This is a genomic window from Pseudobutyrivibrio ruminis CF1b, assembly GCF_000424005.1.
In the GTDB taxonomy this organism is placed as follows: domain Bacteria; phylum Bacillota; class Clostridia; order Lachnospirales; family Lachnospiraceae; genus Pseudobutyrivibrio; species Pseudobutyrivibrio ruminis_C.
Window position 1 is genome coordinate 187,072 of the sequence record NZ_AUJB01000008.1, and the last position, 25,599, is coordinate 212,670.

General features: G+C 40.2%; 18 protein-coding genes. 15 read left to right on the forward strand and 3 right to left on the reverse strand.

What is annotated here, in order from left to right:
- Window positions 1–17: 17 nt before the first annotated feature.
- The 9 genes from G592_RS15525 (at window position 18) to G592_RS0103215 (ending at window position 14,413) form a co-directional block, all read left to right on the forward strand.
- Window positions 18–2,270, forward strand: coding sequence for a glycoside hydrolase family 31 protein (locus G592_RS15525; protein WP_051194734.1), 2,253 nt, complete (start codon window positions 18–20; stop codon window positions 2,268–2,270).
- Window positions 2,271–2,350: 80 nt separating this feature from the next.
- Window positions 2,351–3,364, forward strand: coding sequence for a LacI family DNA-binding transcriptional regulator (locus G592_RS0103175; protein ID WP_036951655.1), 1,014 nt, complete (start codon window positions 2,351–2,353; stop codon window positions 3,362–3,364).
- A 269-nt stretch (window positions 3,365–3,633) separates the two neighbouring features.
- The gene (locus G592_RS0103180; RefSeq protein WP_028246529.1) at window positions 3,634–4,902 is read left to right on the forward strand and encodes an extracellular solute-binding protein; all 1,269 of its coding nucleotides are present in this window, start codon (window positions 3,634–3,636) and stop codon (window positions 4,900–4,902) included.
- Between the two features lie 11 nt (window positions 4,903–4,913).
- Window positions 4,914–6,233, forward strand: a complete 1,320-nt coding sequence (locus G592_RS0103185; RefSeq protein WP_081660297.1) for a carbohydrate ABC transporter permease — start codon at window positions 4,914–4,916, stop codon at window positions 6,231–6,233.
- Window positions 6,233–7,495, forward strand: a complete 1,263-nt coding sequence (locus tag G592_RS0103190; RefSeq protein WP_196801819.1) for a sugar ABC transporter permease — start codon at window positions 6,233–6,235, stop codon at window positions 7,493–7,495. The genes G592_RS0103185 and G592_RS0103190 overlap by 1 nt, the downstream gene beginning before the upstream one ends.
- A gap of 191 nt (window positions 7,496–7,686) precedes the next feature.
- Window positions 7,687–11,556: a starch-binding protein gene (locus G592_RS17480; protein ID WP_051194735.1), complete on the forward strand. Its 3,870-nt coding sequence runs from the start codon at window positions 7,687–7,689 to the stop codon at window positions 11,554–11,556.
- 104 nt (window positions 11,557–11,660) lie between these two features.
- The gene (locus G592_RS0103200; protein ID WP_028246532.1) at window positions 11,661–12,317 is read left to right on the forward strand and encodes an HAD family hydrolase; all 657 of its coding nucleotides are present in this window, start codon (window positions 11,661–11,663) and stop codon (window positions 12,315–12,317) included.
- 9 nt (window positions 12,318–12,326) lie between these two features.
- Complete coding sequence (locus G592_RS0103205) at window positions 12,327–13,538, forward strand: class I SAM-dependent rRNA methyltransferase (protein ID WP_028246533.1); 1,212 nt, start codon at window positions 12,327–12,329, stop codon at window positions 13,536–13,538.
- Window positions 13,539–13,681: 143 nt separating this feature from the next.
- A complete protein-coding gene (locus G592_RS0103215) occupies window positions 13,682–14,413 on the forward strand; it encodes a hypothetical protein (RefSeq protein WP_028246534.1) in 732 nt (243 codons plus the stop codon).
- A gap of 48 nt (window positions 14,414–14,461) precedes the next feature.
- Here the strand turns inward: G592_RS0103215 and G592_RS0103220 are convergent, their stop codons facing one another.
- Window positions 14,462–15,544, reverse strand: coding sequence for a PTS transporter subunit IIC (locus G592_RS0103220; RefSeq protein ID WP_028246535.1), 1,083 nt, complete (start codon window positions 15,542–15,544; stop codon window positions 14,462–14,464).
- Window positions 15,545–15,728: 184 nt separating this feature from the next.
- On the opposite strand from G592_RS0103220, the gene G592_RS0103225 reads away from it, so the two are divergent.
- From G592_RS0103225 to G592_RS0103250, 5 genes are all read left to right on the forward strand, one after another.
- Entirely contained in the window at window positions 15,729–16,397 is a 669-nt protein-coding gene (locus G592_RS0103225) for a flagellin (protein WP_028246536.1), read from the forward strand.
- A gap of 153 nt (window positions 16,398–16,550) precedes the next feature.
- Entirely contained in the window at window positions 16,551–18,803 is a 2,253-nt protein-coding gene (locus G592_RS0103230) for a hypothetical protein (protein ID WP_028246537.1), read from the forward strand.
- Window positions 18,804–19,236: 433 nt separating this feature from the next.
- Window positions 19,237–20,097, forward strand: a complete 861-nt coding sequence (locus G592_RS0103240) for an NAD(P)/FAD-dependent oxidoreductase (protein ID WP_028246538.1) — start codon at window positions 19,237–19,239, stop codon at window positions 20,095–20,097.
- Window positions 20,098–20,148: 51 nt separating this feature from the next.
- On the forward strand, window positions 20,149–20,460 hold the full coding sequence (trxA, locus tag G592_RS0103245) for a thioredoxin (RefSeq protein ID WP_028246539.1): 312 nt from the start codon (window positions 20,149–20,151) through the stop codon (window positions 20,458–20,460).
- Between the two features lie 53 nt (window positions 20,461–20,513).
- Window positions 20,514–20,954, forward strand: a complete 441-nt coding sequence (locus G592_RS0103250; protein WP_028246540.1) for a MarR family winged helix-turn-helix transcriptional regulator — start codon at window positions 20,514–20,516, stop codon at window positions 20,952–20,954.
- Between the two features lie 4 nt (window positions 20,955–20,958).
- Here the strand turns inward: G592_RS0103250 and G592_RS0103255 are convergent, their stop codons facing one another.
- Together G592_RS0103255 and G592_RS0103260 are read right to left on the reverse strand one after the other, a co-directional pair.
- Entirely contained in the window at window positions 20,959–22,146 is a 1,188-nt protein-coding gene (locus tag G592_RS0103255) for a hypothetical protein (protein ID WP_155942148.1), read from the reverse strand.
- An 8-nt stretch (window positions 22,147–22,154) separates the two neighbouring features.
- Entirely contained in the window at window positions 22,155–23,102 is a 948-nt protein-coding gene (locus tag G592_RS0103260) for a tetratricopeptide repeat protein (protein ID WP_028246542.1), read from the reverse strand.
- A 145-nt stretch (window positions 23,103–23,247) separates the two neighbouring features.
- On the opposite strand from G592_RS0103260, the gene G592_RS16905 reads away from it, so the two are divergent.
- Window positions 23,248–25,587 carry a hybrid sensor histidine kinase/response regulator gene (locus G592_RS16905; protein WP_051194736.1) on the forward strand — a complete coding sequence of 780 codons (2,340 nt, stop codon included), beginning with the start codon at window positions 23,248–23,250 and terminating at the stop codon, window positions 25,585–25,587.
- Window positions 25,588–25,599 lie beyond the last annotated feature (12 nt).

Genomic DNA, 25,599 nt, shown 5'->3' on the forward strand with positions numbered 1-25,599 from the left:
GTAGAGAGAGGTCGACGATGACAATTGGAAATAAATATAGAATAACTGTGCTTACCAGCAGGCTTATTCGAATGGAGTATCAGGCTGATTATGATTTTGTTGATGCCCCAACTCAGATGGTGGTGAACAGATCATTTCCTAAGGTGGAGTACACAACCCTTCACAAGGATGGACTCCTTATTTTAGAGACAGATGATTTGATTTTTAAATACGATGGCAGGGAGTTTTCCACAGATGGTCTGACTATTGAGCTAAAAGAAAACGGCGAGGTTTGGCATTATAGCATCGTATATGGTAATTCTGACAGAAATCTTTACGGCACTGCCCGTACACTTGATAACGCAGATGGTGGTGTCTGTCTTGAATATGGAATTTTTGGAGAAAAGGGTTTTGCTGTCCTTGATGACAGTGACAGTGCATTGCTGATTGATGGAGAATTTGTAGCAAGAGAAAATAAAGGGCATGATCTTTATTTCTTTGGATATGGAAAGGATTACAGAGGCGGATTGAAGGATTTCTTCACACTCTGTGGAAAAACACCTATGCTGCCTAGATATGCGCTTGGCAACTGGTGGAGCCGTTATTATGCCTATTCAGCAGAGGAATACAATCAGCTTTTAGATAAAATGGAGCAGGAGAATATCCCTGTTTCAGTGGCAGTTTTGGATATGGACTGGCATGTTACAAATGTTGATCCAAAGTACGGAACTGGCTGGACAGGCTATACCTGGAATGAAGATTTATTTCCGGATTATAAGGGCTTTTTGAAGGGACTAAAAAATAGGGGACTTGCAACAACACTTAATTTACATCCAGCAGATGGAATCAGAGCATTTGAGTCAATGTATGAAAAGATGGCAAAGAGACTGGGAGTGGATCCTGCCAGTGAAAGACCAATTGAATTTGATTTTTCAGATGCTGAATTTAGAAAAGCTTATTTTGATATAGTAATGGATCCTTATGAGGATGAAGGTGTGGATTTCTGGTGGATTGACTGGCAGCAGGGCACCGGAGAGGAAAATGCTGTAGACCCATTATTTCTTTTGAATCATTATCACTATGAGGATTCAAACAGAGGTACTCGCCGTGGAATGATTTTCTCTCGCTATGGTGGAGTGGGAAGCCACAGATATCCTGTGGGATTTTCAGGAGATACTGTAGCTACATGGAAGAGTCTGGATTTCCAGCCTTATTTCACAGCGTTGTCTTCAAATATTGGATATGGCTGGTGGAGCCATGACATCGGTGGCCATATGATGGGAACAAAGGATGAGGAGCGTCTTATCAGATGGATTCAGTTTGGTGTGTTTTCACCAATTATGAGACTACACAGTAGCTGCAGCCCATTCTTTAACAAGGAGCCTTGGAATGTTTCTGAGCCTTATAGAAGAGTTATGGGAGAATTTATGCGCCTTCGTCATCAGCTGATTCCATACATCTATTCTATGAATTATAAGATGTACACAGATGGTCAGATGCTTTTGGAACCAATGTATTATCGTATAAACGATAAGAAGGAAGCTTACGAGGTAGGAAATGAATATTTCTTTGGAGATAATCTTTTGGTAGGAGCAATTACTGAAAAGACAGATGATAATCTCCGTATGGCAAAGGCAAATATGCTTATTCCAGAGGGCGTCTGGTTCGATATTTTCACAGGCTACAGATATACAGAAGGCAGAAGAAATCTTTACAGAACAATTGATTCCATTCCAGTTCTTATTAAGGCTGGTGGAATAGTGCCATTATCATTGAATGTTGGAAATGATGTAAGTAATCCAGTAAACATTAAACTTCTTATCGGTGCTGGAGAAAATGGTGAGTTTACCATGTTTGAGGATGATGGTTGCAGCAAGAACTTTGAAAATGGAGATTTTGTAACCACAAGATTTACCACTGAATATATTAGTGATAGGAATGTCACTCGTGTAGTTATCCATGGGGCAGAGGGCAATCTTGCACTTATTCCAGAAAAACGTATATACGAAATCCAGGTTATTGGTCTGGAAGGAAAAGTGGAGAACCATATTACTCCTGAGATTCCAGTTCAGCAGGATTATATTTGGGAGATTGAAGGAAGGCTTAAAGAGGAAAATGATATTGAGCAAGCAGCTTTTTCTATCCTTGAGAATGGCTGGATGGATATCTTGGAAAAGGAGAGAACCTTTGATGCAGTCAGAAGCTGTAAGTCTATGGATGAGCTAAAGCAGTGGATTTCAGGTGCTAATATTAACCTTATGGTTAAGGATGCTTTGCTTGAGTTAATGTAGGTGAATTAATTGACAATCAATTGGCAAAAGGCTTATAGTTATTAGTGGTTAATCGTTTAATCTAAGAATGGGGAATAAAGATGAATTTAAAAGATATTGCGGCACTTGCCGGGGTTAGTACCGCTACAGTGTCAAATGTTCTAAATGGTAACAATAGCAAGGTTTCTCAGGAAACCAGAGAAAAAATAGAAAAAATCATCAAAGAAGTAGACTATAAGCCAAATGCCATGGCCCGCTCTCTGGCTAAAAAGGAGAGTAAGATTCTGGGCCTGGTGGTTCCATATATAGGGGCTGAGGATGATTTCCTCATGAACCCATACTATGCCCGCATGGTGGCTGCCATCGAGCGTTTTGTAAGAAACAGGGATTATTATCTGATGTTAAGATGTGTTCCAGATTGCAGGGCGGTAATACCTCTGCTTTCTTCATGGAATGTGGATGGAGCATTTTTCCTTGGTGTAATGGAAAAGGATGTGGCAGAAATACAGGACGCTCTGGGTGCGCCTGTAGTATTTCTTGATACATATTCAGACATCAAGGATACAGTTAATGTTGGTCTGGATGACTATAGAGGTGGATATCTTTCTGCCAGATATCTGGCTGGAAAGGGGCATAGAAATATAGCTTTAGTCTGCCCTGACTATCATGAGGCAGGAGTAGTAAGAGAGCGATATCTGGGCTTTACTGCAGCCCTGAAGGAGCTTGATATAGATTTTACTGAGGATGATGTTTTCAAGGTAGATACTATATACAAAAACGCAGTAAGCGTAGGCCTGGATGTAATGCTGGCAAAGAAGAAATACACTGCGGTAGCCACTATGTCTGACGTGGTTGCCTTTGGTGTAGTGGAAGGAATAAAGCAGTGCGGTCTTAAGGTGCCGGAGGATATTTCCGTGGTAGGCTTTGATAATTTACCGGAGTGTGAATTTATGACACCTAAGCTTACTACAATCTCTCAGGATTTTGCTGCAAAGGCCAAGGCAGCTGTGGAAGGAATGTTCATGATTCTTGAGGGCCAAAAGGATGGCGGAGAGGATCTGCATCTGCCGGTACAGCTGATAGAACGCCAGTCAGTTAAAGATATAAGTGAATAAAAAAGAGTCAGCGCAGCTGACGGATGAGGTGTAAGGCTTCCCATTTTTGGGGAAGCCTTTTTTGTATTTTTTAGCCAAATTAAATTGGTCTCTTTTTGTCAATTAATCACAAAATAAAAAATCCCTCTTGACGATTTGGGGTTCGATGACTATATTTTAGTTAAGCGATTAACCTAAAACAAACCCAATGAAACAAATGAAGAAGATTGTTTAACTTCTCAAATGGAGTTAAACGCAAAACCAAAGAAAAGGTATGGAGGGAACAAAGAATGAAAATGAAAAGATTAGTAGCTACCATGCTTTCAGCTGCAATGGTAGCAGGCACAGTGACAGGCTGTGGAGCTAACAGCGGAAGTAGCGAGGGTAGCGCTACAGCTTCTACAGCTCAGGAGGGAGAGACACAGGATGTCACACTTAAGATCTGGGTACCTGAAGAAGAGGTAGAGATTACAGATGCAATGGTAAAAAAGTTTGATGAGATTCATGAACAATTTAACATCACTTATGAGATTGCAGTAGTCGGTATAGACGAGGCGCCACAGGCACTTGATACAGATGCTGATACAGCAGCAGATATTTTCTATACGCCATCAGGTGGTGTAGCTGATCTTGCAGGAAAGGGACTTCTTCTTCCAATCACTAAGGATTACGAAGAAATCAAAGATGAGCTTCCAGAGAGTGCATTAAATGCAGTTACAGTGGATGACATCACATATGCAGTTCCATTTTCACCAAACACATTCTTTATGTATTACAACAAAGATCTTCTTACAGAAGAAGAGGTGAAGGATCTGGATACTATCATGGCTAAGGATTTAGGAGATGGAAAGTACAACTTCAGTACACACATCACTGATTCATGGTACTCAGAGATGTTCTTCCTTGGAAATGGATGTACATTATTCGGTGATGACGGTAAGGATGCAACAGATTGCACATTCAACAACGAAGCAGGTCTTGCAGCAGGTCAGTATGTAATTGATCTTGTTAAAAATCCTAAATACATCGAGGACTTGGATGGTGCAGGCGGTTCTGAATTTAAGGCAGGAAACCTTGGTGCTATCACATCTGGTGCATGGTCAGCACCAGAGTTTAGAGAGGCTCTTGGCGATAAGCTCGGCGCAGTAGCGCTTCCTACAGCTACAATCGCAGGCAATAAGGTGCAGCTTTCAAACTTCGTTGATTTCAAGACAATCACTGTAAAGTCAAATACACAGTATCCACTTGCAGCACAGCAGCTTGCAGTATTTATGGGAAATGCAGAGAACTGTCTTACAAGATATGAGAATCAGGGAGATATTCCAGTGCTTGAGTCATTGGCTTCTAGCGACGCAATCTCAGCTGATTTCGTAGCAAAGGCACTTAATGAGCAGGCATCTTACGCGACAAACCAGCCAAGCATTCCTAAGATGGGAGACTACTGGGATCCTATGAAGGCTCTTGGCGAAGGAATCTACTATGGTGATATTACATCAGCAAACCTTCAGGCTCAGCTTGATTCATTAGTAGACAGCATTACAGGAACTCTTACAGAATAGAAGAAATTATTATGATTAAGGATATTTATACAAAATTATCATATGTGGTCTGGGGTCTTTTAAATATTATCCACGGACAGATAGTTAAAGGTTTGATTTTTCTTTCATTAGAAATTTCATACATACTCTTCATGATTATTAGCGGGGCGAGAAATCTCGCCCAGCTAATCACTCTTGGTGACAAGCTGCAGGGTATGAATTTCAATGAGGAAATCGGAATATACGAAATGACAGCTGGAGATAACTCCATGTTGATTCTTCTCTACGGAGTAATCACAATAGTCATTTCATGTGTTGTTATATCAATTGGATTATTTTCAGTTTCATCTGGAAAGGCTGCCAGAGACAGAGCTTTGGCAGGAAAACATAACAACAACTTTTTGGAGGATGTAAGAAGTCTTTCAAACAATAACATCAGATTTTTATTACTCAGTGTTCCAGTGGTTGGACTTATCGTATTTACGGTAATGCCACTTCTGTACATGATTCTGATGGCTTTTACAAACTACGATCAGAATCATCAGCCACCGGGAAATCTTTTTGACTGGGTAGGAATAAAGAACTTTATAACATTGCTTTCTACAGGCGACAGACTGGCATCTACATTCTGGCCTGTACTTGGCTGGACTCTTGTATGGGGATTTGCAGCCACATTTACCTGCTATTTTGGTGGAATGATTTTAGCAATGATTATCAATTCAAAAGGAATTAGATTTAAGAAGTTCTGGAGAACGATATTCGTATTTACCATGGCAATACCAGGTTTTATCTCACTCAGAGTAGTGGCTACTATGCTGGGTGAAAAAGGAATATTCAATGTGCTTCTTCAGCAGTGGGGATTTACCAATGCAGCACTTCCATTTTTATCAAATGCTACATGGGCCAGATTTTCAGTTATCATTGTAAATTTCTGGATAGGTGTTCCAGTTACAATGTTGATGGTGAGCGGCATATTAATGAATATTCCAGGGGAATTATATGAGGCAGCTAGAATCGATGGAGCAGGACCTGTGACCATGTTTAGGAAGATTACCTTCCCATATATGTGGTTCGTAACTACTCCATATCTGATTTCAAACCTGATTAGCAACTTTAATAATTTCAACACTATTTACTTCCTGACAGCAGGTGAACCACACACACTTGATTACTATAAGGGTGCAGGAAAGACAGACCTTTTAGTTACCTGGTTGTACAAGCTGACTAAGGATAGTAACGACTTTAATTTGGCGGCAACAATTGGAATTATTATCTTTGTTATTTCAGCGATTTTCACCCTGATTTCATTTTCAAGGTCGAATTCACTTAAGAATGAGGAGGGATTCAGCTGATGAAAAAAGCGGTTATAGGATTAAATATAAAGTATTTCACAAGGGCAGTTTTATTTGGCGTATTGCAGTTTATCTGCTTATTCCTCCCTTATGTGAATTTAAACGGCGACAAGCTTAACTTTTTTAAGATAGCAGGAATGTTAGCAGGCGCAGATGGCGCAAGCAGACTCAATGTAGTGGTCTATGGAACTATCGTATTTACGATATTATCTTTTGCATTTGTGGTTGTGAACTTAATCTCAAAATCAAAGGTAAAAGTACAGATATGGCAGTGCCTTCAGGCAATTAACACGGCTGCTATCACAATCTTATTGTTTTCTACAAAAACAATAGTTGAAAAGGCTGGACTGGCATCTGGATTTTTAAACAGAAATCTTGGAGCAGGTTATTTCGGCGGATTGATATTTGCTTTTTTGACATTAATCTTTGTTATGAAGGTAAATGAGACCAACACAGGCTACATTGTACTGACTATCATGGGAATAATCTGGATGTTTCCAATTCTTTGGATTTTACTTACAGCACTTCGTGCGGAACAGGGATATTATGTAGGATATTTCTTCCCAAAGGGACTTACACTTTCTAATTTTACAAAGTTATTTGCCAAGGATAGCGTAATTCCATTCGGAAAATGGTGGGTAAACACATTTATAGTGGCTATCTGTGGATGTGTGTTAAATACACTGATTATTCTTGCTACATCCTTTACACTGAGCCGTACAAGATTCGCAGGACGAAAAGCATTTATGAACGTGCTTATGATTATTGGTTTGTTCCCAGGATTTATGTCGCTGATTGCAGTTTATAACATCCTTAAGGGAATCGGACTTAATCAGTCACTTGTGGCACTTATCATTGTAAGTGCAGCGGGAGCGGCTATGGGATATCACGTAAGCAAAGGATTCTTTGATACTATTCCAAGAGCTGTTGATGAGGCTGCAATAATTGACGGGGCATCACGCTTACAGATTTTTACTCACATTACATTGCCTCTTTCAAAGTCAATTATCGTATATACGGCACTTGTTAATTTCCTTGCAGCATGGTCGGATTACATTTTCCCAAGTATGCTGTTTGGCGATAAGCAAAGCTCGTACACAGTTGCAGTAGGTTTATACTGGCTGACAGATTTCAGACGTATCGACAGATACTATACACAGTTTGCTGCCGGGGCAGTGATAGTAGCAATACCTATTGTCATTCTATTTATATGGTTACAGAAGTTTTATGTAGAAGGATTATCCGGTTCTGTAAAAGGTTAAATTACATGCGCAACTCTATTATGGGGTTGCGCATTAAAATGACAAAATAATGCTATTGACCTTTTTGTGTCAAAGCCTTATATTTTAAATTAATGGGGGAAGGAAATCTCTAAAAATACTTATGCGCAAGTAGTTGCGCAGATGCCTTAGGCAAGCATCAGAGAACCAGTATGTTTAGGGAGGTCAAATTAATGAAAAGAATGGGTAAGATGGCGAAGAGATTCGTCGCAGTTGCCATGTCACTTGCCATGGTAGCAGGCATTCCTGGTGCAAATCTTAGTGTGTTTGCTACAAAGGGAATGGATTCAGTTCAGGCAGCATCTGCTGTCACTAGGTCATCAATTCATGATGGCACGATTCTACACGCATTTTGTTGGAATTTTAATACTATAAAGGAGAATATGCCAGAGATTGCAGCTGCAGGTTACACAGCAGTTCAGACATCTCCAATCAACGAATGTCTTTCTATCCATGATGGAATGGCTCTTTATGGAGACACAGAAGACGAAGGCCGTTGGTACTATCACTATCAGCCAACTGACTGGAAGATTGGAAACTATCAGCTGGGTTCACGAGATGAGTTCAAGGCTATGTGTGACGAGGCTGACAAGTACGGCATTGGTATCATCGTAGATATCGCTCCTAACCACACAACACCTTTATATGATCAGGTTTCTGAGGATTTAAAGGCAGCTGCAGGTGGAGAGGATGCTCTCTATCACATCGGCGCAAAGGTTGAGAATGGCGATGATGGTGGAATGAAGTATGACAACCGTGTATCTGTTACATACGATGCAATGGGTGGTCTTCCAGACGTTGATACAGAGAATCCTGGATTCCAGCAGTATTTCTATGAGTTCCTTGAGGATTGTATCGACTGTGGAGCAGACGGTTTTAGAATTGATACTGCTAAGCACATTGCACTTCCTGATGACAAGGTACCAGAGGAGTATGCAGGTCAGGATGACAGAAATAACTTCTATCCTAATATGAAGTCTGCCATTGATGCATATGGTTCAAAGGACTATGCAGACCTTTTCGTATACGGCGAAGTACTTGATGGCGATGCATCACGTGTTGCTGCCTATCAGGATATGCTTGGCGGAACGGTTGCCAGCAATTACGGTGGAGCAATCAGAAATGCTACATCTTCAGGCAATGTTTCTGTAAAGAAGCTTCAAAGCTACAAGATTAGTGATGACACATCTATGGGAACTACCTACACAGCTGATTCAAACAAGCTTGTAACTTGGGTAGAGTCTCACGATAACTACATCAATGACAAGAGCTACAACGAGGTTGATGACAGAGAGGTTATTCTTGGCTGGGCAATTATTGCTGCACGTGCCGATGGAACTCCACTTTTCTTCAGCCGTCCAGAGGGAAGCTCAGCTGAGAACCCATGGGGTGCTAATCGCATCGGTGATGCAGGTAGCGATATCTACAAAGCACCTGAGGTAGCTGCTGTTAACAAGTTTAGAACAGCAATGGACGGACTTTCTGAGAATCTTAGAAATCCAGGAAATAACTCATCAATCTTAATGATTGAAAGAGGTACTAAGGGAGTTGTAATTGTAAATGCAAGCGAAAATGATTTTGCACTTGATTCGCAGACAAATCTGGAAGATGGAACTTATGTTGATTCAGTAGAGGGAAGAGAAGGACTTTATACAGTATCAGATGGAAACATCTACGGTACAGTTCCAGCTAAGTCAGTTGTTGTTCTTGATACACCAGCTGACGGAGATTATTCCACGATATTCTTCCACAACACAGATAATTGGGCTAGCGTTAGCGCTCTTGCTCTCGGTGATAGTTTTGCTTGTGATTATACACAGGATAACTGGTGGAAAGTTACTATTCCAGCGAAGGAATACAAAGTAGTATTTACAGACGGAACAAATAAGTCTGCTGAGTTTGCTATTTCTGCTACATCAGGCAAATTCATGACAGCTAAGTCAGATAAGGTATATGCTTCAAAGGCTGAGGCAGAGGATGCTCTTGGCATCGTTACAAAGACAGTTTACTTCCTCAACACAGAGGAGTGGAAATCCGTATATGCGTATGCGTGGACAGACGGAACACAGCACTTTGGTGGATGGCCAGGTGCACCAATTGTTAATGAAGAGGGATACTGGTGGAAAGCTGACGTAAAGATGGTTGGCGACCATGACTTCTCAATTATCTTTAACAACAACGACGGCGCTCAGACAGTTGACATTTCAATGTCAGACATGAGCAAGAATGTAATCGTAATTGCTGCAGAGCAGCCAGGTGGAAATCTTGCAGTAGAAAGATATTCATCTAAGGCAGAGGCAGAAGAAGCTACAGGTATCAACGGTACATCCACAACAGTTCATTTCTATGATGCAGCTGGTTGGGGAAAAGTTGGTGTTTATACCTGGGGCGATGTGGATTTAGGCGGCTGGCCAGGAACAGAATGTGAATATGAAGGTGATGGCTGGTGGAAAAAGACTATTGAGTGCGCTCCAAGCTCAAACTTCAACATCATCTTTAACAATATGCCAACAAGCGATGATGACAAGCGCCAGACAGATGATATGAAGTGTGACAGCCTAAAGAAGGTTTACTTCATCGGTGCTAATTATAAGTATGGTTCAAAGGCGGCTGCTCTTGAGGCACTTGCAAATGACAATCTTAAGTTAGAGAAGAACCTTCATCCAGAGCTTAATCCAATCGACGAGCCAACAGACAGACCTGTTGAGGAAGAGCCAGCTCTTAATGATGGAGAGGTAAAGATTTACTATTACAACAAGGCTGACTGGGATGAAGTTAGCATGTATTGCTGGACAGACGGCGCCAACACAGAGTACTTTGGCGGATGGCCAGGAAGACAGATGCAGCACATAGGTGGCAACTGGTATTCAGTAAGTGTCAGCGAGGCAGCATTAACACATGAAGGTTTACATCTCATTGCCAACAACAATGGTGATGGTGAGCAGATTAACGATGTTGATCTTATTTCAGAGAGACCTGATGTAAATGATAAGCCACAGGAGCCAGAGGAGCCTGAAGAGCCAGAAGTAAAGGTTAAGCCAATTCAGGAGGAAGAGGCTGACAAGGAAGGTTACACAAAGGTTTACATTAAGCTTGATGTTGAAAAGTATCCAGAGGCTGCAAACTTCTATGCATGGGCTGACGGTATCGGAGACGTTGAAGGCGTAGGCGGATGGCCAGGGCTTGCAATGACTCACATCGGAAATGGATGGCATTCAGTAAATGTTCCTGACAGCATTTTGAGAGAAGTGGCTGAGGATGCAGCAGAAGACGAAGAAACAGCCGATGAAGCAGAAGTGGCTGAGACAGCAGATGATGCTGAAGAGGTTGTGGAAGATGCTGAGGATGTTGTAGAGGAAGAGTCAGAGGAAGTAACAGAGGAACCAGAGGATGCTTCTGATGAGGATTCAGAGGAGACAAGTGTACTTGAGGATGTAGTTGAGGAAATCAAGGAAGTTGTAACAGCAGTTGTAAACTTCATTTCATCAGCATTAAATCCTACATTAAAGGTAATGGCTGCAGAGAGTGACATCTTTGCAGATGGAATTCATGTTATTGTAAACAATGGCAATGGATTCCAGGAGGATGATGTAAACGCTAGATGCACATTAGATAGACCAAGTGCAGAGGAGCTCAAGCAGGAAGAAGAGGCTGAGGAGCCAGTTCCAGCACCAGCTCCAGGCGGATCAGGAGAACCAGCTCCAGCAGAGCCAACACCAACTCCAGAGCCAACACCAGTACCAACTCCAGAGCCAACACCAGTACCAACACCAGAACCTACACCAGTTCCAGAGCCTACTCCTACTCCAGTAGTAGAGCCAACCCCTACACCAGAGGTTGAGCCTACTCCAGTAGTTGAGCCAACCCCTACACCAACTCCAGTTGTAACACCAACACCAACACCTGAAGTTAAGCCAACACCAACTCCAGTTCCACAGAAGCCATCTAGGGAACAGGTAGAGCAGGTAGTTCGATATGTGGTTCAGCAGGTAATTATCTTTGTTAAAAAGGTTGTAGATTTCTTTAGAAGTTTTTGGAGATAATAAAATGATTTTAGCCTGAGGCACTTAGCCTCAGGCTTTTTTTCTGAATTAATACAGGAAGCTGTGCTATAATGTGATTACATTTTTGAAAGGACACAATTTAAATGCCAAAGGAAATTAAAGCAGTTTTATTTGATTTAGATGGAACACTTACAGATACAGAGAAGATTTACCAGGAGCAGTGGCCAAAGGCCATGGAGCATTTTGGATATGAAATGACTCCTGAAAAGCCGCTTATTTTAAGATCACTTGGTAGTGCTTTTGCTACAGAGCAGTTTAGAGAGTGGTATGGCGATGATTTTGATTACATTAAGGTTCGCAATTATCGCAGACAGCTGGTGGAGGATGTTGTATCGGAAACAGGTATTCCTTTGAAGCCTGGTGCAAAGGAAATTTTGCAATGGCTTAGAGAACATGATATATTTATTGCTCTTGTTACTGCCAACGTAAAGGAAAGAGCAGAACGTTATCTTAAGAAGATTGGTCTTTTCGAATATTTTAATGCAGTGGTATGTGCAGATATGGTTAAGGTGGGCAAGCCAGCTCCAGATATTTATGCATATGCATGCGAGAGCCTTGGCATCAGCCCAGAGGAGACTTATGCTGTGGAGGATTCTCCTAATGGCTGCATGAGTGCTTACGGAGCAGGATGCAATGTTATAATGATTCCAGATTTGACTGAGCCAGATGAGGAGCTTAAGAGTAAGCTTTTTGCAAGACTTGATTGTCTTATGGATATAAAGAATTTATTTGAGGTATAGGAGTAAAATATGTCAGAAGCAATTGTTACTTTGAAAAAGGGAGAGGGACGCACTATTAAGGCAGGCGGTGCTTGGATTTTTGATAATGAAATTGATAGTGTGGCTGGTTCCTTTGAGAACGGAGATATAGTTATCGTTCATGATTTTGATGGATACATGATGGGCCGTGGCTTCATCAATACTAATTCGAAAATACGAATCAGAATGATGACTCGCAAAAAGGATCAGGTAATTGATGATGACTTTTTATATATGAGAGTGAAGAATGCATGGGAGTATCGTAAATCCGTATTACTTCCAGTGGATTTGAATTGCTGTCGTGTAATATTTGGCGAGGCAGATTTCCTGCCAGGTCTTGTTATTGATAAGTATGATGATGTGCTTGTTGTGGAATCACTTGCACTTGGAATCGACAAGCTGAAGCCTAAGATTGTAGATATGCTTAAGGAGATTATGGCTGCAGACGGCTTTAAGATTCGCGGTGTCTATGAGCGAAGCGATGCAAAGGTTCGTGTTAAGGAAGGTCTTGCTCCATACAAGGGATTTATTGGTGATGAGTTTGATACAAATGTGGAAATCGTGGAGAACGGTGTTCACTACATGGTTGATGTTGTTAATGGACAGAAGACTGGCTTCTTCCTTGACCAGAAGTACAATCGTCTCAGCATTCAGAGATTATGTAAGGATAAGAGGGTCCTGGATTGCTTCACACACATGGGAACCTTCGCACTTAACGCAGGTCTCGGTGGTGCAGCAGAAGTTACAGGTCTTGATATCTCAGAATTTGCTGTGGCTCAGGCTACTGCAAATGCCAAGCTCAATGGCCTTGATTCTACTGTAAAGTTTAAGCAGGCTAATGTTTTAGATGAGCTTCCAAAGCTTGCCGAGGCTGGAGAAAAGTTTGATGTGGTTATTCTTGATCCACCTGCATTTACAAAGTCACGTGAGGCTACAAAGAACGCCATGAAGGGCTACCGCGAGATTAACATGAAGGGATTGAAGCTTGTAAAGGATGGCGGATATCTTGCCACCTGTTCATGCTCACACTTCATGACTCAGGATTTATTTATAAAGGTAATCGGCCAGGCTGCACAGGCTGCACACAAGCGCCTCCGCCAGGTTGAGTTCCGCACCCAGGCTCCAGACCATCCAATTCTCTGGGCTGCAGATGAAAGCTACTACCTGAAGTTCTTAACATTCCAGGTTGTGGATGAGAAATAAAAAGCTTTACCCTCGAGAGGAAGGGGGACCGCTTTGGCTGTGGATGATGTGTCAAAAGGACTCTGTAAAGAGTCCTTTTTTTAATTTCACATTCTTAAAACAAATGAGGAGTATTATTTTCATAGGGAGAGTGGAGGAAGACTATGACTAGAATGATGAAGAGAGCTCTAATTAACTTCTTTTTTAGAGTATTTGTATTCTTCTTTGTATTTGGAATATATTTGACTGAAAAAGAGCGACTGATAGATTTCATGACCCATGAGTTTACATTTGGTATCTCTGAGTATGGAATTAGTCCACTTCATGTTCTCTGGTTTGTTTTCATGGTGATGATGATTCATCATATTTTCCCGAATAAGCAATTATCCATGGCTCATAAGAAGGGGAAGATTGAGGAGTTTAAAGAGGTTCCAGGATATTCCAGATTGGAGCTTTTAGAGTTTGTGCAGAACATGAATGTTAAGGCCTGGATTGTAATGCTAAGCTGGCTTATATTTAATTCTGTATTTGCGGTTCTCTATCTGTTTAAGATAATAGATGTGGCGGACATGCTAATGCTGACGGTGTTCTTTTATCTTAGTGATTATCTGTGCATTTTGTTTTTCTGTCCATTCCAGACAGTCATCATGCACAACAGATGCTGTATCAATTGCCGAATCTATGACTGGGGACATTTCATGATGTTTACACCTATGTTGTTTATAAAGAACTTCTTCTCATGGAGCCTGTTTTTTACATCACTGATAGTGTTAATCAGATGGGAAGTAAATTATGCCAAGCATCCAGAGCGTTTTTGGTACGGAAGCAATCAGCGGTTACAGTGTAGTCAGTGTAAAGAAAAGCTTTGTGTCATAAAGAATAAACTGAAAAAATAATAAAAAAAAACAGGTCGCTTTTGGCGGCCTGCTTTCGTATATGCGATATTAATTTAATTTCATATCTCCACTCTTTACCCAGCCAATTTTCTTGAGCCAGTTGTTGATAGCAGGGCAGATTATAGCAGGAAGTACAAAGCAGATAAGTACGAGACCTACCCAGTCCATTGTAGTGATAGCTGATTTTGTACCAGCTGCAATATCATTTACCCAACCTGTGTAGACACCAATCTGTCCAACGAGACCGCAGGTACCCATTCCTGAAGAAACTGCAGCGCCGTTCATCTCCATCTTGAAGATGCAGGTAGCAATAGGTCCTGTGATTGCAGAGCAGAGGATTGGTGCAATCCAAATGCGAGGGTTCTTGATGATGTTTGGCATCTGAAGCATGGAAGTTCCGATACCCTGTGAAACAAGGCCACCCCATTTATTTTCCTTAAAGCTCATTACAGCAAAGCCAACCATCTGTGCACAGCAGCCTGCTACGGCAGCACCACCAGCAAGACCAGTAAGTGAAAGGGCTGCGCATATTGCAGCAGATGAAATAGGAAGTGTAAGAGCGATTCCTACGATTACTGAAACAAGAATACCCATTAAGAATGGCTGCTTTGTGGTAGCCCACATAATAAGAGTACCTACTGAGCTGGCAGCTTTGCCAAGGGCTGGAGCCCACCATGCAGAAAGGGCGATACCAACACCGATAGTAACAAGTGGAGTCACAAGGATATCAATCTTTGTTTCCTTTGAAACAGCCTTTCCAACCTCAGCTGAGATGATTGCTACAAAAAGTACTGCAAGTGGACCGCCTGCACCACCTAGCGCATTTGAAGCAAAACCTACAGTGATGAGAGAGAAGAGAACAAGTGGTGGAGCCTGAAGGGCATATCCGATAGCCACAGCCATGGCAGGACCACTCATTGCCACTGCAAGACCTCCTACTGTGTACTCAACCCCGGCTACAACAGCTACTGGAGTAGTCAAAAAACTAATACCAAACTGTGCGCCTATAGTATTGATGATAGTACCAATAAGAAGGGAGCAGAATAATCCCTGTGCCATGGCACCTAAAGCATCAATAAGGTATCTCTTAACAGATATCTCGATATTTTTTCTTTTCAAAAATTCTTTCATGATAAGATTTTCTCCTTATACAAATTACTTTAATATTCTATATGAAAAATAATGTGTTCACAATCTCTTCACATGACAAAAATATGAGTGGATGTTATAATTCGGGATACAAAAAGAGAGATACGGCATAAATATAACGATGTAAAGATTGAGAAAGGTTTTAGATATGAGGATTCAATCAAATATGAATACATCACTTATTAAGAATACAAATAACCATATGAAGGTTACAGAACATAATCACAATAAATCAGCCAAGGAACTTGCATCAGGCAAGAAGGTTAATACAGCAGCCGATGATGCAGTGGCACTTTCAATCAGCCAGAAATTATTAAAGGAAGCATCATCACTTAAGGCTGGAACCAATAACATTTCTTATGGTATTGATGCTACAAATATTGCTGATGGAGCACTTGCAGGTATTTCAGATTCATTAGGAGATATGGAGCAGAACACTGTTAGAGCTATGAATGGTCTTTATTCAGAAAGTGATCGTCAGATTATGCAGGAAGCAAATAAGCAGTCTGTAGAGACAATTAATCAGACAATCAACCAGGCTAAATATAATGAGAAGAATCTCTTAGATGGCAGCACAGGTGATATCAATATCTACACAGGTGCCGGAAGTTCTACAATCAAGGAGACAGACGCCAGAGCATTAGCAGCAGATTTAGAGAACTTTGATATCTCGGGGAATCCAGATAAGATTTCTACTGATACACTTGATAAGGCATACTCATCACTTAATTCTATGAGAAGCCAGATTGGTGCTGAGGCAAACGGACTTGCTGCAGCATACAACACAAATAACAACACAGCTGAGAATCTGGTTAATAAGCTTTTTGAAGCATAAATTTTAAGTATATGATAGGTTCCAAAGCCTCACGTTTTCTTGCGTGAGGCTTTTTCTACAGCAGGAAACTGTTTTCGGGGAATTAGTTTATTTTCAAAACGTTATATGATATAATGCCCGAGATAAGATTTTTATCAAGGGAGGAAATAATTAATGAAAAAGCATTGCAAAGCTGCTTCTTTGGCACTTGCAGGAGTACTTGCTACACAAGTACTTATTCCTATGTCAGCTATGGCTGAAGAAGAGGAAATCCAGGTATTAGTAGAGAATGATGCGATAGAAGATTCAGTTGTAGAACAGGCAGAGCCATCTACAGAGGAGACAAGCAGTATTGAGACCACAGAAGTAGCTGTTGATCTTTCTAATAATACTGAAGAGACAAATTCAGAAAATGATTCAGAAGAATCTGATTCACATACACCTTCTACAGAAGCACCAGAAGAGGATGCTTTAGAAAATCTAGTCGAAGATGTTACCCCAGAAGACGAAGAAGTTCAGATTGAAGTGGATGAAGCTGAAAAGCAGAAGGAAGAGGAGCTTTTAAATGACGAAGAGCTTGAGCTTCTTGAAGCAAAGGCAGATGAGGATTTCAATGGCGACGGCATCAGTGATTTACACACAAAGATGCTCTGCGAAGGTCAGATTCTCACAGAGACTGGAAAGAGAGTATTTGGAGATTATTCATATCTTCATGTACAGGGCTCAAATGACTTAGACAGTGACGGTTTATCAAATGGTCAGGAAGTAGTCATCCAGGAAAGAGAAGATGGTTCTTTATATGCCATTCTTTCTTCAGATCCATGCAAGGCAGATACTGATAATGATGGTATCAGCGACAGCGATGATACAGACAAGTGGCATCGCGGATTACTTGGTGGCGTTATCGGAAATGTAAGACTTGTTGCTCGTCATGATGATGAGAAAGATTTCCATGATGGTCACGTTTACATTGTTTACACAAGCTATGTAGATAACAATAAGATTTCAGTTAGCAATCTTTACGGATATTACATCTCCAGTCCAGAATATAAGGACGACCTCAGAAAAGCATGCGAAGGCGAAAATGAGGATGTAGTTTCATGGAGAAGTACACTTGCTGAAATCGAGGAGTCAGAAAAGACTGATGCCAATGAAGCTGTCAGATTAGCAGCTGCAGAAGGCATGTATGTGGAGCAGCCACATACTCAGCATGATGGTGGTTACGTTGTACTTAACCGTGGTGATTATGTTTCTATCGGAAACTACGGTATGGCTACCACCAAGGAGATTATTTGCAACGATTACATTCCATTTTTAATGACAGAAGGCAACATGTCTCAGGTAGATATACATAAACTTACAGCCTTTGCAAGCAAGGTACTTAACCACCAGCTTACAGAGGAATATGTAGTTGAGAACCTTGATGAGATACTTGCTTTATTAGGTACTAATGGTGAGTTGTTCTTTGATCACATTACAAACGAAACTACTAAGGGTGGAGTTTATATTAACAGAGAGCTCTTCAATCAGAAGTATGCTTATGATCAGGGACCAAATGAGATAGTAGAGCAGGAAGCTACAGCAGATCAGTTAAATGTTATGCTTAACTACTTCAGTTCACACAGCTACTTCAATGAATTCACTCACAACTGTACAACAGTAGGTGCTGGTGCATGGAATGAAGTGTATGGTACAACAACTGATGAGAATGGCGACAAAGTTAAGACAGAGTATTATGTAAATTCAGGCACTCCTATCAAGACTACATTCAACAACCCATACACAAACAGCGAAGTAAACATCGATACACAGATTGATCATCCAGGTGCGGTTAAGAATTCTATTAAGAGCATGAAGGATATTCCAGGATATATCGGAAGCAAAGTGTACGTTACAGGTAAGAAGGTAGTAGACACTATTGCAAATGTGGTTAAGTTTGATATCTCAAATCTCTTCAGAAGAAAGGCTGCTTCGCCTGTTTCACCAGCTGAGAGATTTGCAGAAAACAGAACTACACCATCACAGAGTTCAGCTGGTTCTTCAAGCACATTAAACAATGTGGGAACAGTTGATGTTATCACAAGTGTCCCTGGCTCAGAGGACTTAGTTGGTGAAGAGGTTGAGGTTACAATCAATGCAGCTTCAGCTTTAAAAAATAATACAGTTAAGAAGACAGCTTCTGTTGAGACTACTGAGGAAGAGAATGCAGAGGATGTAACAGAAGATACAGCAGATACAGACGATACTCAGGTTTCAGAAGATGAGATTGAAAAGAAATCTTCAGTAGATGAACAGATTGAGGATACACCAGTACCTCTTTCTACTGAGAACCGTAATCCATTATTATGGGTATGGCTCACTCTACTTGGTATCATCGCTGTTGGTGGTATCACTACAGCTATTGTATTCGCAAGAAAGAAGAAATAAGCATTTATAACGTTTAAGCTTCAATACCCCAAGGAAAAAAGCCTTGGGGTATTTTGTTATTTCAGGAAACTATTTTCTTTAAATCAGTTTACAACCGAAAAAATTATGCATAATGCCAAAGCATATTTTTTTGGAGGATTATTTAGATGAAAAAGATTTTCAGGTATGGATTGGCTCTATATGTCTGTAATTGCAGTTGTTACATTAACAGCTATTGCAGTAGTTGCATTATTTAAGAAGAGAAACTCTTAAAAAGCATTTAACAAAATATTCAATTATTGATAATATAATTGATAAAGGCTTTGGGATATCAAGTCCTAAAGCCTTTTTTAAAATTTAAAAACACTGTTGACAAAAACAATTTAATTGTGTACAATTCAATTATAAAATAATTGTACGCAATTTAATCGAGATGTCAATGGAGGTATTAAATATGGAAAGGTACGATGTAGCAATAATAGGTACTGGACCTGCAGGTCTTGAAGCAGCTATTACAGCAAAGGTTAGAAATAAGTCAGTTCTTCTTATTGGAGGAAAGGGTTCATCAGATAAGGTTTCAAAAGCTCACACTATCCAAAATTATCTTGGTTTACCAGATATTGCTGGAGAGGATATGGCTAAGACATTCTTAGATCACGCCGCTAAGATGGGTGTTGAAATTACAGAGGATAAGGTAAATGCAATCTACTCTATGGGACAGTATTTCGCAATCCAGTGCCATAATGGAGATTATGAAGCGAGCTCTGTAGTTGTTGCAGCTGGTATGACAGCCATGAAGCCATTCCCAGGTGAGATGGAAAATCTTGGTAGAGGAGTAAGCTACTGCGCTACATGTGATGCAGCTCTTTACAAAGGAAAGACCGCTGTTATAGTTGCTTACAGTGCAGACGAGGAGCCAGAGGCAGAGTTCCTTGCAGAGAGAGCAGAGAAGGTTTACTACCTTCCACAGTACGAATATGCTGGTAATTTAGGTGGTAACATTGAGGTTACTTTAGATGTTAAGCCAGAGTCAATTGAAATGAAGGATGGTCAAGCAGTTGTAAATGCCAAGGATACTTCATTTACAGCAGACGGAATATTCATTTTGAGAGAACAGATTGCTCCTTCTCAGCTTGTTCCAGGTCTTGAGATGGATGGTAACCACATTAAGGTTGACCGTTCAATGGCTACAAACATCAAAGGCTTATTCGCAGCTGGAGATATTACAGGGGCTCCTTATCAATACATCAAGGCAGCCGGTGAAGGAAATGTGGCAGCACTTTCAGCTGTAACATATTTAAATAGCTTAAAATAACAATAAATTCACAAAATTAAATTGATTAAAATTGAAAGGAGATTTATTATTATGGTAAAGAAAATTACAACAGATGAGTTTAATTCAATGGATAAGGCAGGGGTTTCAGTTTTAGATTTTAATGCTGTATGGTGCGGCCCATGTAAGATGCTTGGCCCAGTTTTGGAAGAAGTCTCTGAAGAAATGGCTGACGATGCAAAGTTCTACAGCATCGATACTGATGAGAATCCAGATTTAGCAAAAGAATTTGGAATTATGAACATTCCTGCAGTTGTTATCTTGAAGGACGGACAGAAGGTTGATATGAATGTTGGCTTTGTTCCAAAGGATGCTCTTAAGGACTTCGTTACAAAGAACCTTTAATTTGTCCCCAATTAAGCTCTGATAAAAATTTTTAAACGATGAGGTGATAAATAATGGGTGATAAGTACGATTGCTTAAAAATTTCAAATCAATTATGTTTTCCACTTTATGCCTGCTCAAAGGAGATTGTTAAGAGATACAAGCCATATCTCGATCCAATCGACCTTACCTACACTCAGTATATTACTATGATGGTAATATGGGAGGAAAAGGAGATTACAGTTAAGGCTCTTGGAGACAAGTTATTCCTTGATTCAGGAACTCTGACTCCAGTACTTAAGAAATTGGAGCAGAAGGGCTATGTTAAGCGCAGCAGATCAAAGGATGATGAGAGAAATCTTATTATTACTTTGACAAAGGATGGAGAAGAATTAAAAAAGCAGGCATCTGCGATACCTGCTAAAATGGGTAAATGTGTGAGCCTTTCTCCAGAGGAGTCAGAACAGTTATATAAATTGCTCTACAAGATTTTAGGTACTTTCGAACAGGAATAAATCACTAATTGAAAAAGTTTAAAATATTTACATTTTCACGAGCTTGAGAAATGACATCGTCTACGAATGAGGCGGTGTCATTTTTTATTCTGTTCCAATCGATAATAGTGACATCTGATAAATCGGCATGAGCGTTTTTGAAAACATCACCCATGTCTTCTTTAGTTGTAATGCGACCATTGATATAACCTTCTGCAAGAACAGTGCTGTCCTGATTTACAGATATATCTGTGGCCTCGAATTTAATGCCGTCATCAACATAATTCATTAACATATTGAAATCAATAGAATAACTGCCACCTATGTCAGTGATATAGGTAATGTTATTAGTGAATGAATTAGTGTAATTGTTTTGACCATTACGAGTGATTGTGGCAACGACTCTTTCGTTATCTGGAAGAGGAGCAAAAATCTCGATTTTGTTAAAGTTCTTTCCAACGATGGAAATGTATGCTCCCGGTGTCTTATAAGAAAGGTCAAATGTAATCTTTCTGGTGTGATTGAATCTGTCCAGGAAGAGAGAGCATTTAATGTCATGGTCTGGAGCTTCCATACCTAAAAGATCCCAAATGAAACCGCCTTCGCCCTCAGGAATGGCGATTCTGAATTCGTTACTTTCAGTGCCGTCCTCGTCAACAAAGATAACATCGGTTTGTTCTATCTGAATCTTCTTAACAAAATTATAGATATTGCGTTTGTTCTTATGGAACCACTCATGGTTGATATCGTTATTCAGATTTGGCGCAGTCGGAAATAAATCAGAGCCTGTGTCAAAACCGTAGGAGATGCCACCCATAAGAGGCGCAACAAGATATACAGTCTCATCCTGAGCATATATATCCATTTCTCCTACATCTAAAATGAGTACGTCTAAATTAGATTTGCATGAGAACTTCTTTTGAGAAGCAGAGCGCTGACCCTTGATGCCGCCACTGATAGAATAAGGGAATCCCTTTAATTTTTTAATGTAGGCGTTTCCAGAGTAATCGATATCTGCGTTTGTGTAATTTCTAAACAAATCCTTCAAATCGATATTGTAGGCCAGATAGTCTGGATTATTTAAAGTACTCTCAGAAAAATGAAAAACTGAGGCAAGAATTCTCGCTGAAGGATTATAAATCAGCTCTGCTTTTGCAAGTATGGTCAGAGCCAGAACCATAACAACTATTATCCCAATTTTTTTCTTATTCATAAAATTCATTATAGTAATTCTAGTGGAGTGTCTGCAATAGACAAAGCAATCGATGTGTCCATCTCCATCAGGTGCTCTGCATCCTGAGCTTTCTGATAAGCTATGTTTTCTTCAGCATAAAGAACGCAGGCCTGGCGGTATTTATCCTCATCCCCACTTCTTTTATAGATATTCATATAAAGTTTTGCTGTCTCAAGCTTCAGGTGGTGATTATCTGTAATTGTGGCAGAGGACTCCAAATTTCTGGCAACAGCCTCAGCCCTTTCATATTCTTTCATACTACAGAAGGTCTCCACCAACAGTTTTAAATCCTCCAGATAATCGTGAATGGTTATGGAAGGATCTTTCATAAGACCAGCCAGCTCATCAAGGTGGTCATATATGTATTTATCATCACCCATTTGATGATGTAAGCTTGCATTTAAAACGGTAAGACTGAAGTCGTGATAATGCATGTCATTTTTGGTGGCAATGTCACTGGCTCTTCTAAGATATTTTTCAGCATCATTAAAACGGTGAGTCTGCAAATAACAATAGGCAAGATTGAGACATGCTACCAGATATGAGTGAGGTTTATTGTCGAAAGAATCACCATAATCCTCCAAATCCTGCATGGCCATCTTTCCGTAGTTGATGGCACTGTCATAGTCGCCCAGTAACATGTATCTGTTGCAGATAGTGGCATAGAAGAAATGCTTTGCACCACGAATTCTATTTTTATCTATAAAATCAAAAGCGTTGAGACACTTGTAGAGCATTTTAGAATCGTAGCCCATGATTCCATATGCAATGGCCAGTCCGCGGAGGGTCATAATGTAGTTTGTGGAGTCGTCTAATTCCTCATAAATACTTTTAGCCATATTGAGATTGTCAATTCCAAGCTCAATGCTATTTACGCGAATAAGCTCCATTCCTTTTTCATAATATTCTTTTGCAATTTGCTCTGAACTTGCCATAATGACCTCCTGAGAATAAGCCCATAATTCAATATGTTATAAGTATAAGAAAACTTTGTGACAATTTTCGTAAATTGTTGTTTATTCTCAGGCAAAATTTTATACTATAAAGTGATATTATGTATAAACTACGGGGATTTTTAGTATGAAAAAAACTAGTACATTTTTATATGGATTGATTCTAATTGTAGGACTTGGAATATTTACCTTTGTAATCGGTCTGGTTTTTATAGGGGAATTTACTCTTTCAGATGAGAGAACCTACACAGATACAACAGTTGAAAATTATAGTGATGGATGGGAAAGGGTTCATTGGGATGGCAGTACTGAAAGTATAGCCTTGCCAGGAAATTATGAGCCGGAGGGTTCCCACGAGTTTACGCTGAGAAAAAAGCTACATGTGTGGCAGAATCAGGACAGCTACATCAGCTTCAATTCTAACAAGCAGGATGTAGATGCCTATATTGATGATGAACTGAGATATTCTTTCTCTACAAAATCTACAAGAATATTGGGAAGCAATACACCAGGAACAATGGTGTTCATTCCATTACATCCATCAGATGAAGGTAAGACAATCAGGATTGTTCTTACCGGTGACAATAATTATTCTGGAGTATTAGATGAGATTATAGTAGGTACTCAGGTGGGTATAGTTATGCACACCTATAATCGTGAGCGATATACCCTGTTGCTTACATTATTCCTGTTGGTACTTGGCGTAATCGCATTTATTATTGGTGTAAGCGTAAAGATAGCATATAAAAAGACATTGTCATTATTCTTTATTGGATGGGCAATGATTTGTGCTTCCTTATGGTCTTTGGCAGAGACGGATTGCAGGCAGTTCTTTGTGCCAAACTTCTCGCTACTTTCATACATGACATATCTTAGTTTGATAATGTTGCCGTACACAGTGGCGTTGTACTTCGACCGTCTGCAGGAAGGCAGATATAGAGCATTATATATGGGACTTGCTGTACTTGAAGAATTCAGTGCTATGATTGCCATATTGCTCCAGTTCTTCAACAATACAGATTTGATAGGAATCCTGCCAATAGCGTTTGTTTCTATCGGATTGACTATGATTACATATATCATTACGGTAATTCCGGATATTATTCATGGCAGGGTTAAATCTTACTGGTTTGAGTTTATTGGCATTTGTGGCGCCATTATAATGGGTATCATGCAGATGTGCGATTACGCATTCCTGCATCCAACTAATATTGAACAATTGTATTTGATTATTGGTCTTTTGTTCCTGACAATCATGGCATATTTCCGCGCGTTGAAGGATATTAGAAATACTGAGCGAGAGATGTATGCAGCAGTACAGGCTCAGGATGCCAGCACAGCATTTATGACAAGAATGTCTCATGAAATGAGGACACCTATCAATGCTATTCTCGGAATGAACAAAATGATTCTGAGAGAGAGCAAGGATGAAAATATACTGGAATATTCCAGAGATGTTAACAGTGCAGGAAATTACCTGCTTGGAATCGTTAATGAGGTTTTAGACCTTGCAAAAGTTAGTGCTGGAAAGATAGAAATCGTTCCTGAAGATTACGATTTGATGGATATGATCCGAGAATGTTATTCTCTGGCACGACCAAGAGCGAAAGCCAGCAGACTTTCATTTGAGGTAGATATGAGTGATGTACTTCCTTCCAGACTTCGCGGTGACAAGGAAAGAATCATTCAGATAATAACAAATCTTTTGACCAATGCTGTTAAGTATACTCCTGAGGGACGTGTTACTCTTTCTGTGCAGGGTAAGATATCAGAAGGAAAGCTGATGCTTATCGTCACAGTAACAGATACAGGTATTGGTGTGGCAGAGGAAAATATTCCTTATCTCTTCGATACATTTACCAGAGTTGGTGAATTTAATAAGAAGAGAATTGAAGGCACTGGACTTGGACTTACAATTACAAAGCAGCTGGTTGATTTGATGGATGGTACAATTTCAGTTGAATCAGAGCTTGGAAAGGGGTCTTCATTTACAGTAATGATTCCACAGGAGATTCGTTCAGTGGAGCCATGTGGAATGTTCTCCATGGGACCAAATGGAGACCGTCGTGTTGCTGATCGTCACGAGATATTCGATGTACTTGGAAGAATTCTTGTAGTAGATGATGTGGCAATTAACCTTAGAGTTTTTTCTGTTCTGTTAAGTAATACGGACATTACTGTGGATACAGCTATCAGTGGTCCGGAGGCTCTTGAGAAGATTAAGAGAAATAAGTATGACATTATTTTTATCGATCATCTTATGCCAGGCATGGATGGACTCGAGCTGAAGAAGCTCATAGATTCAATGGAAGATAATCCTAATAGCAATACACCGCTTGTAATGCAAACCGCAAATGCGGTAGTAGGTGCAAAGGAAGAATACGAAAGACTTGGATTTACTGATTATATTGCCAAGCCAATTAAGGAAGAAGAGTTGCGAAAGCTGCTAAGAAAATATATTCTATAACTAGATTTGTTA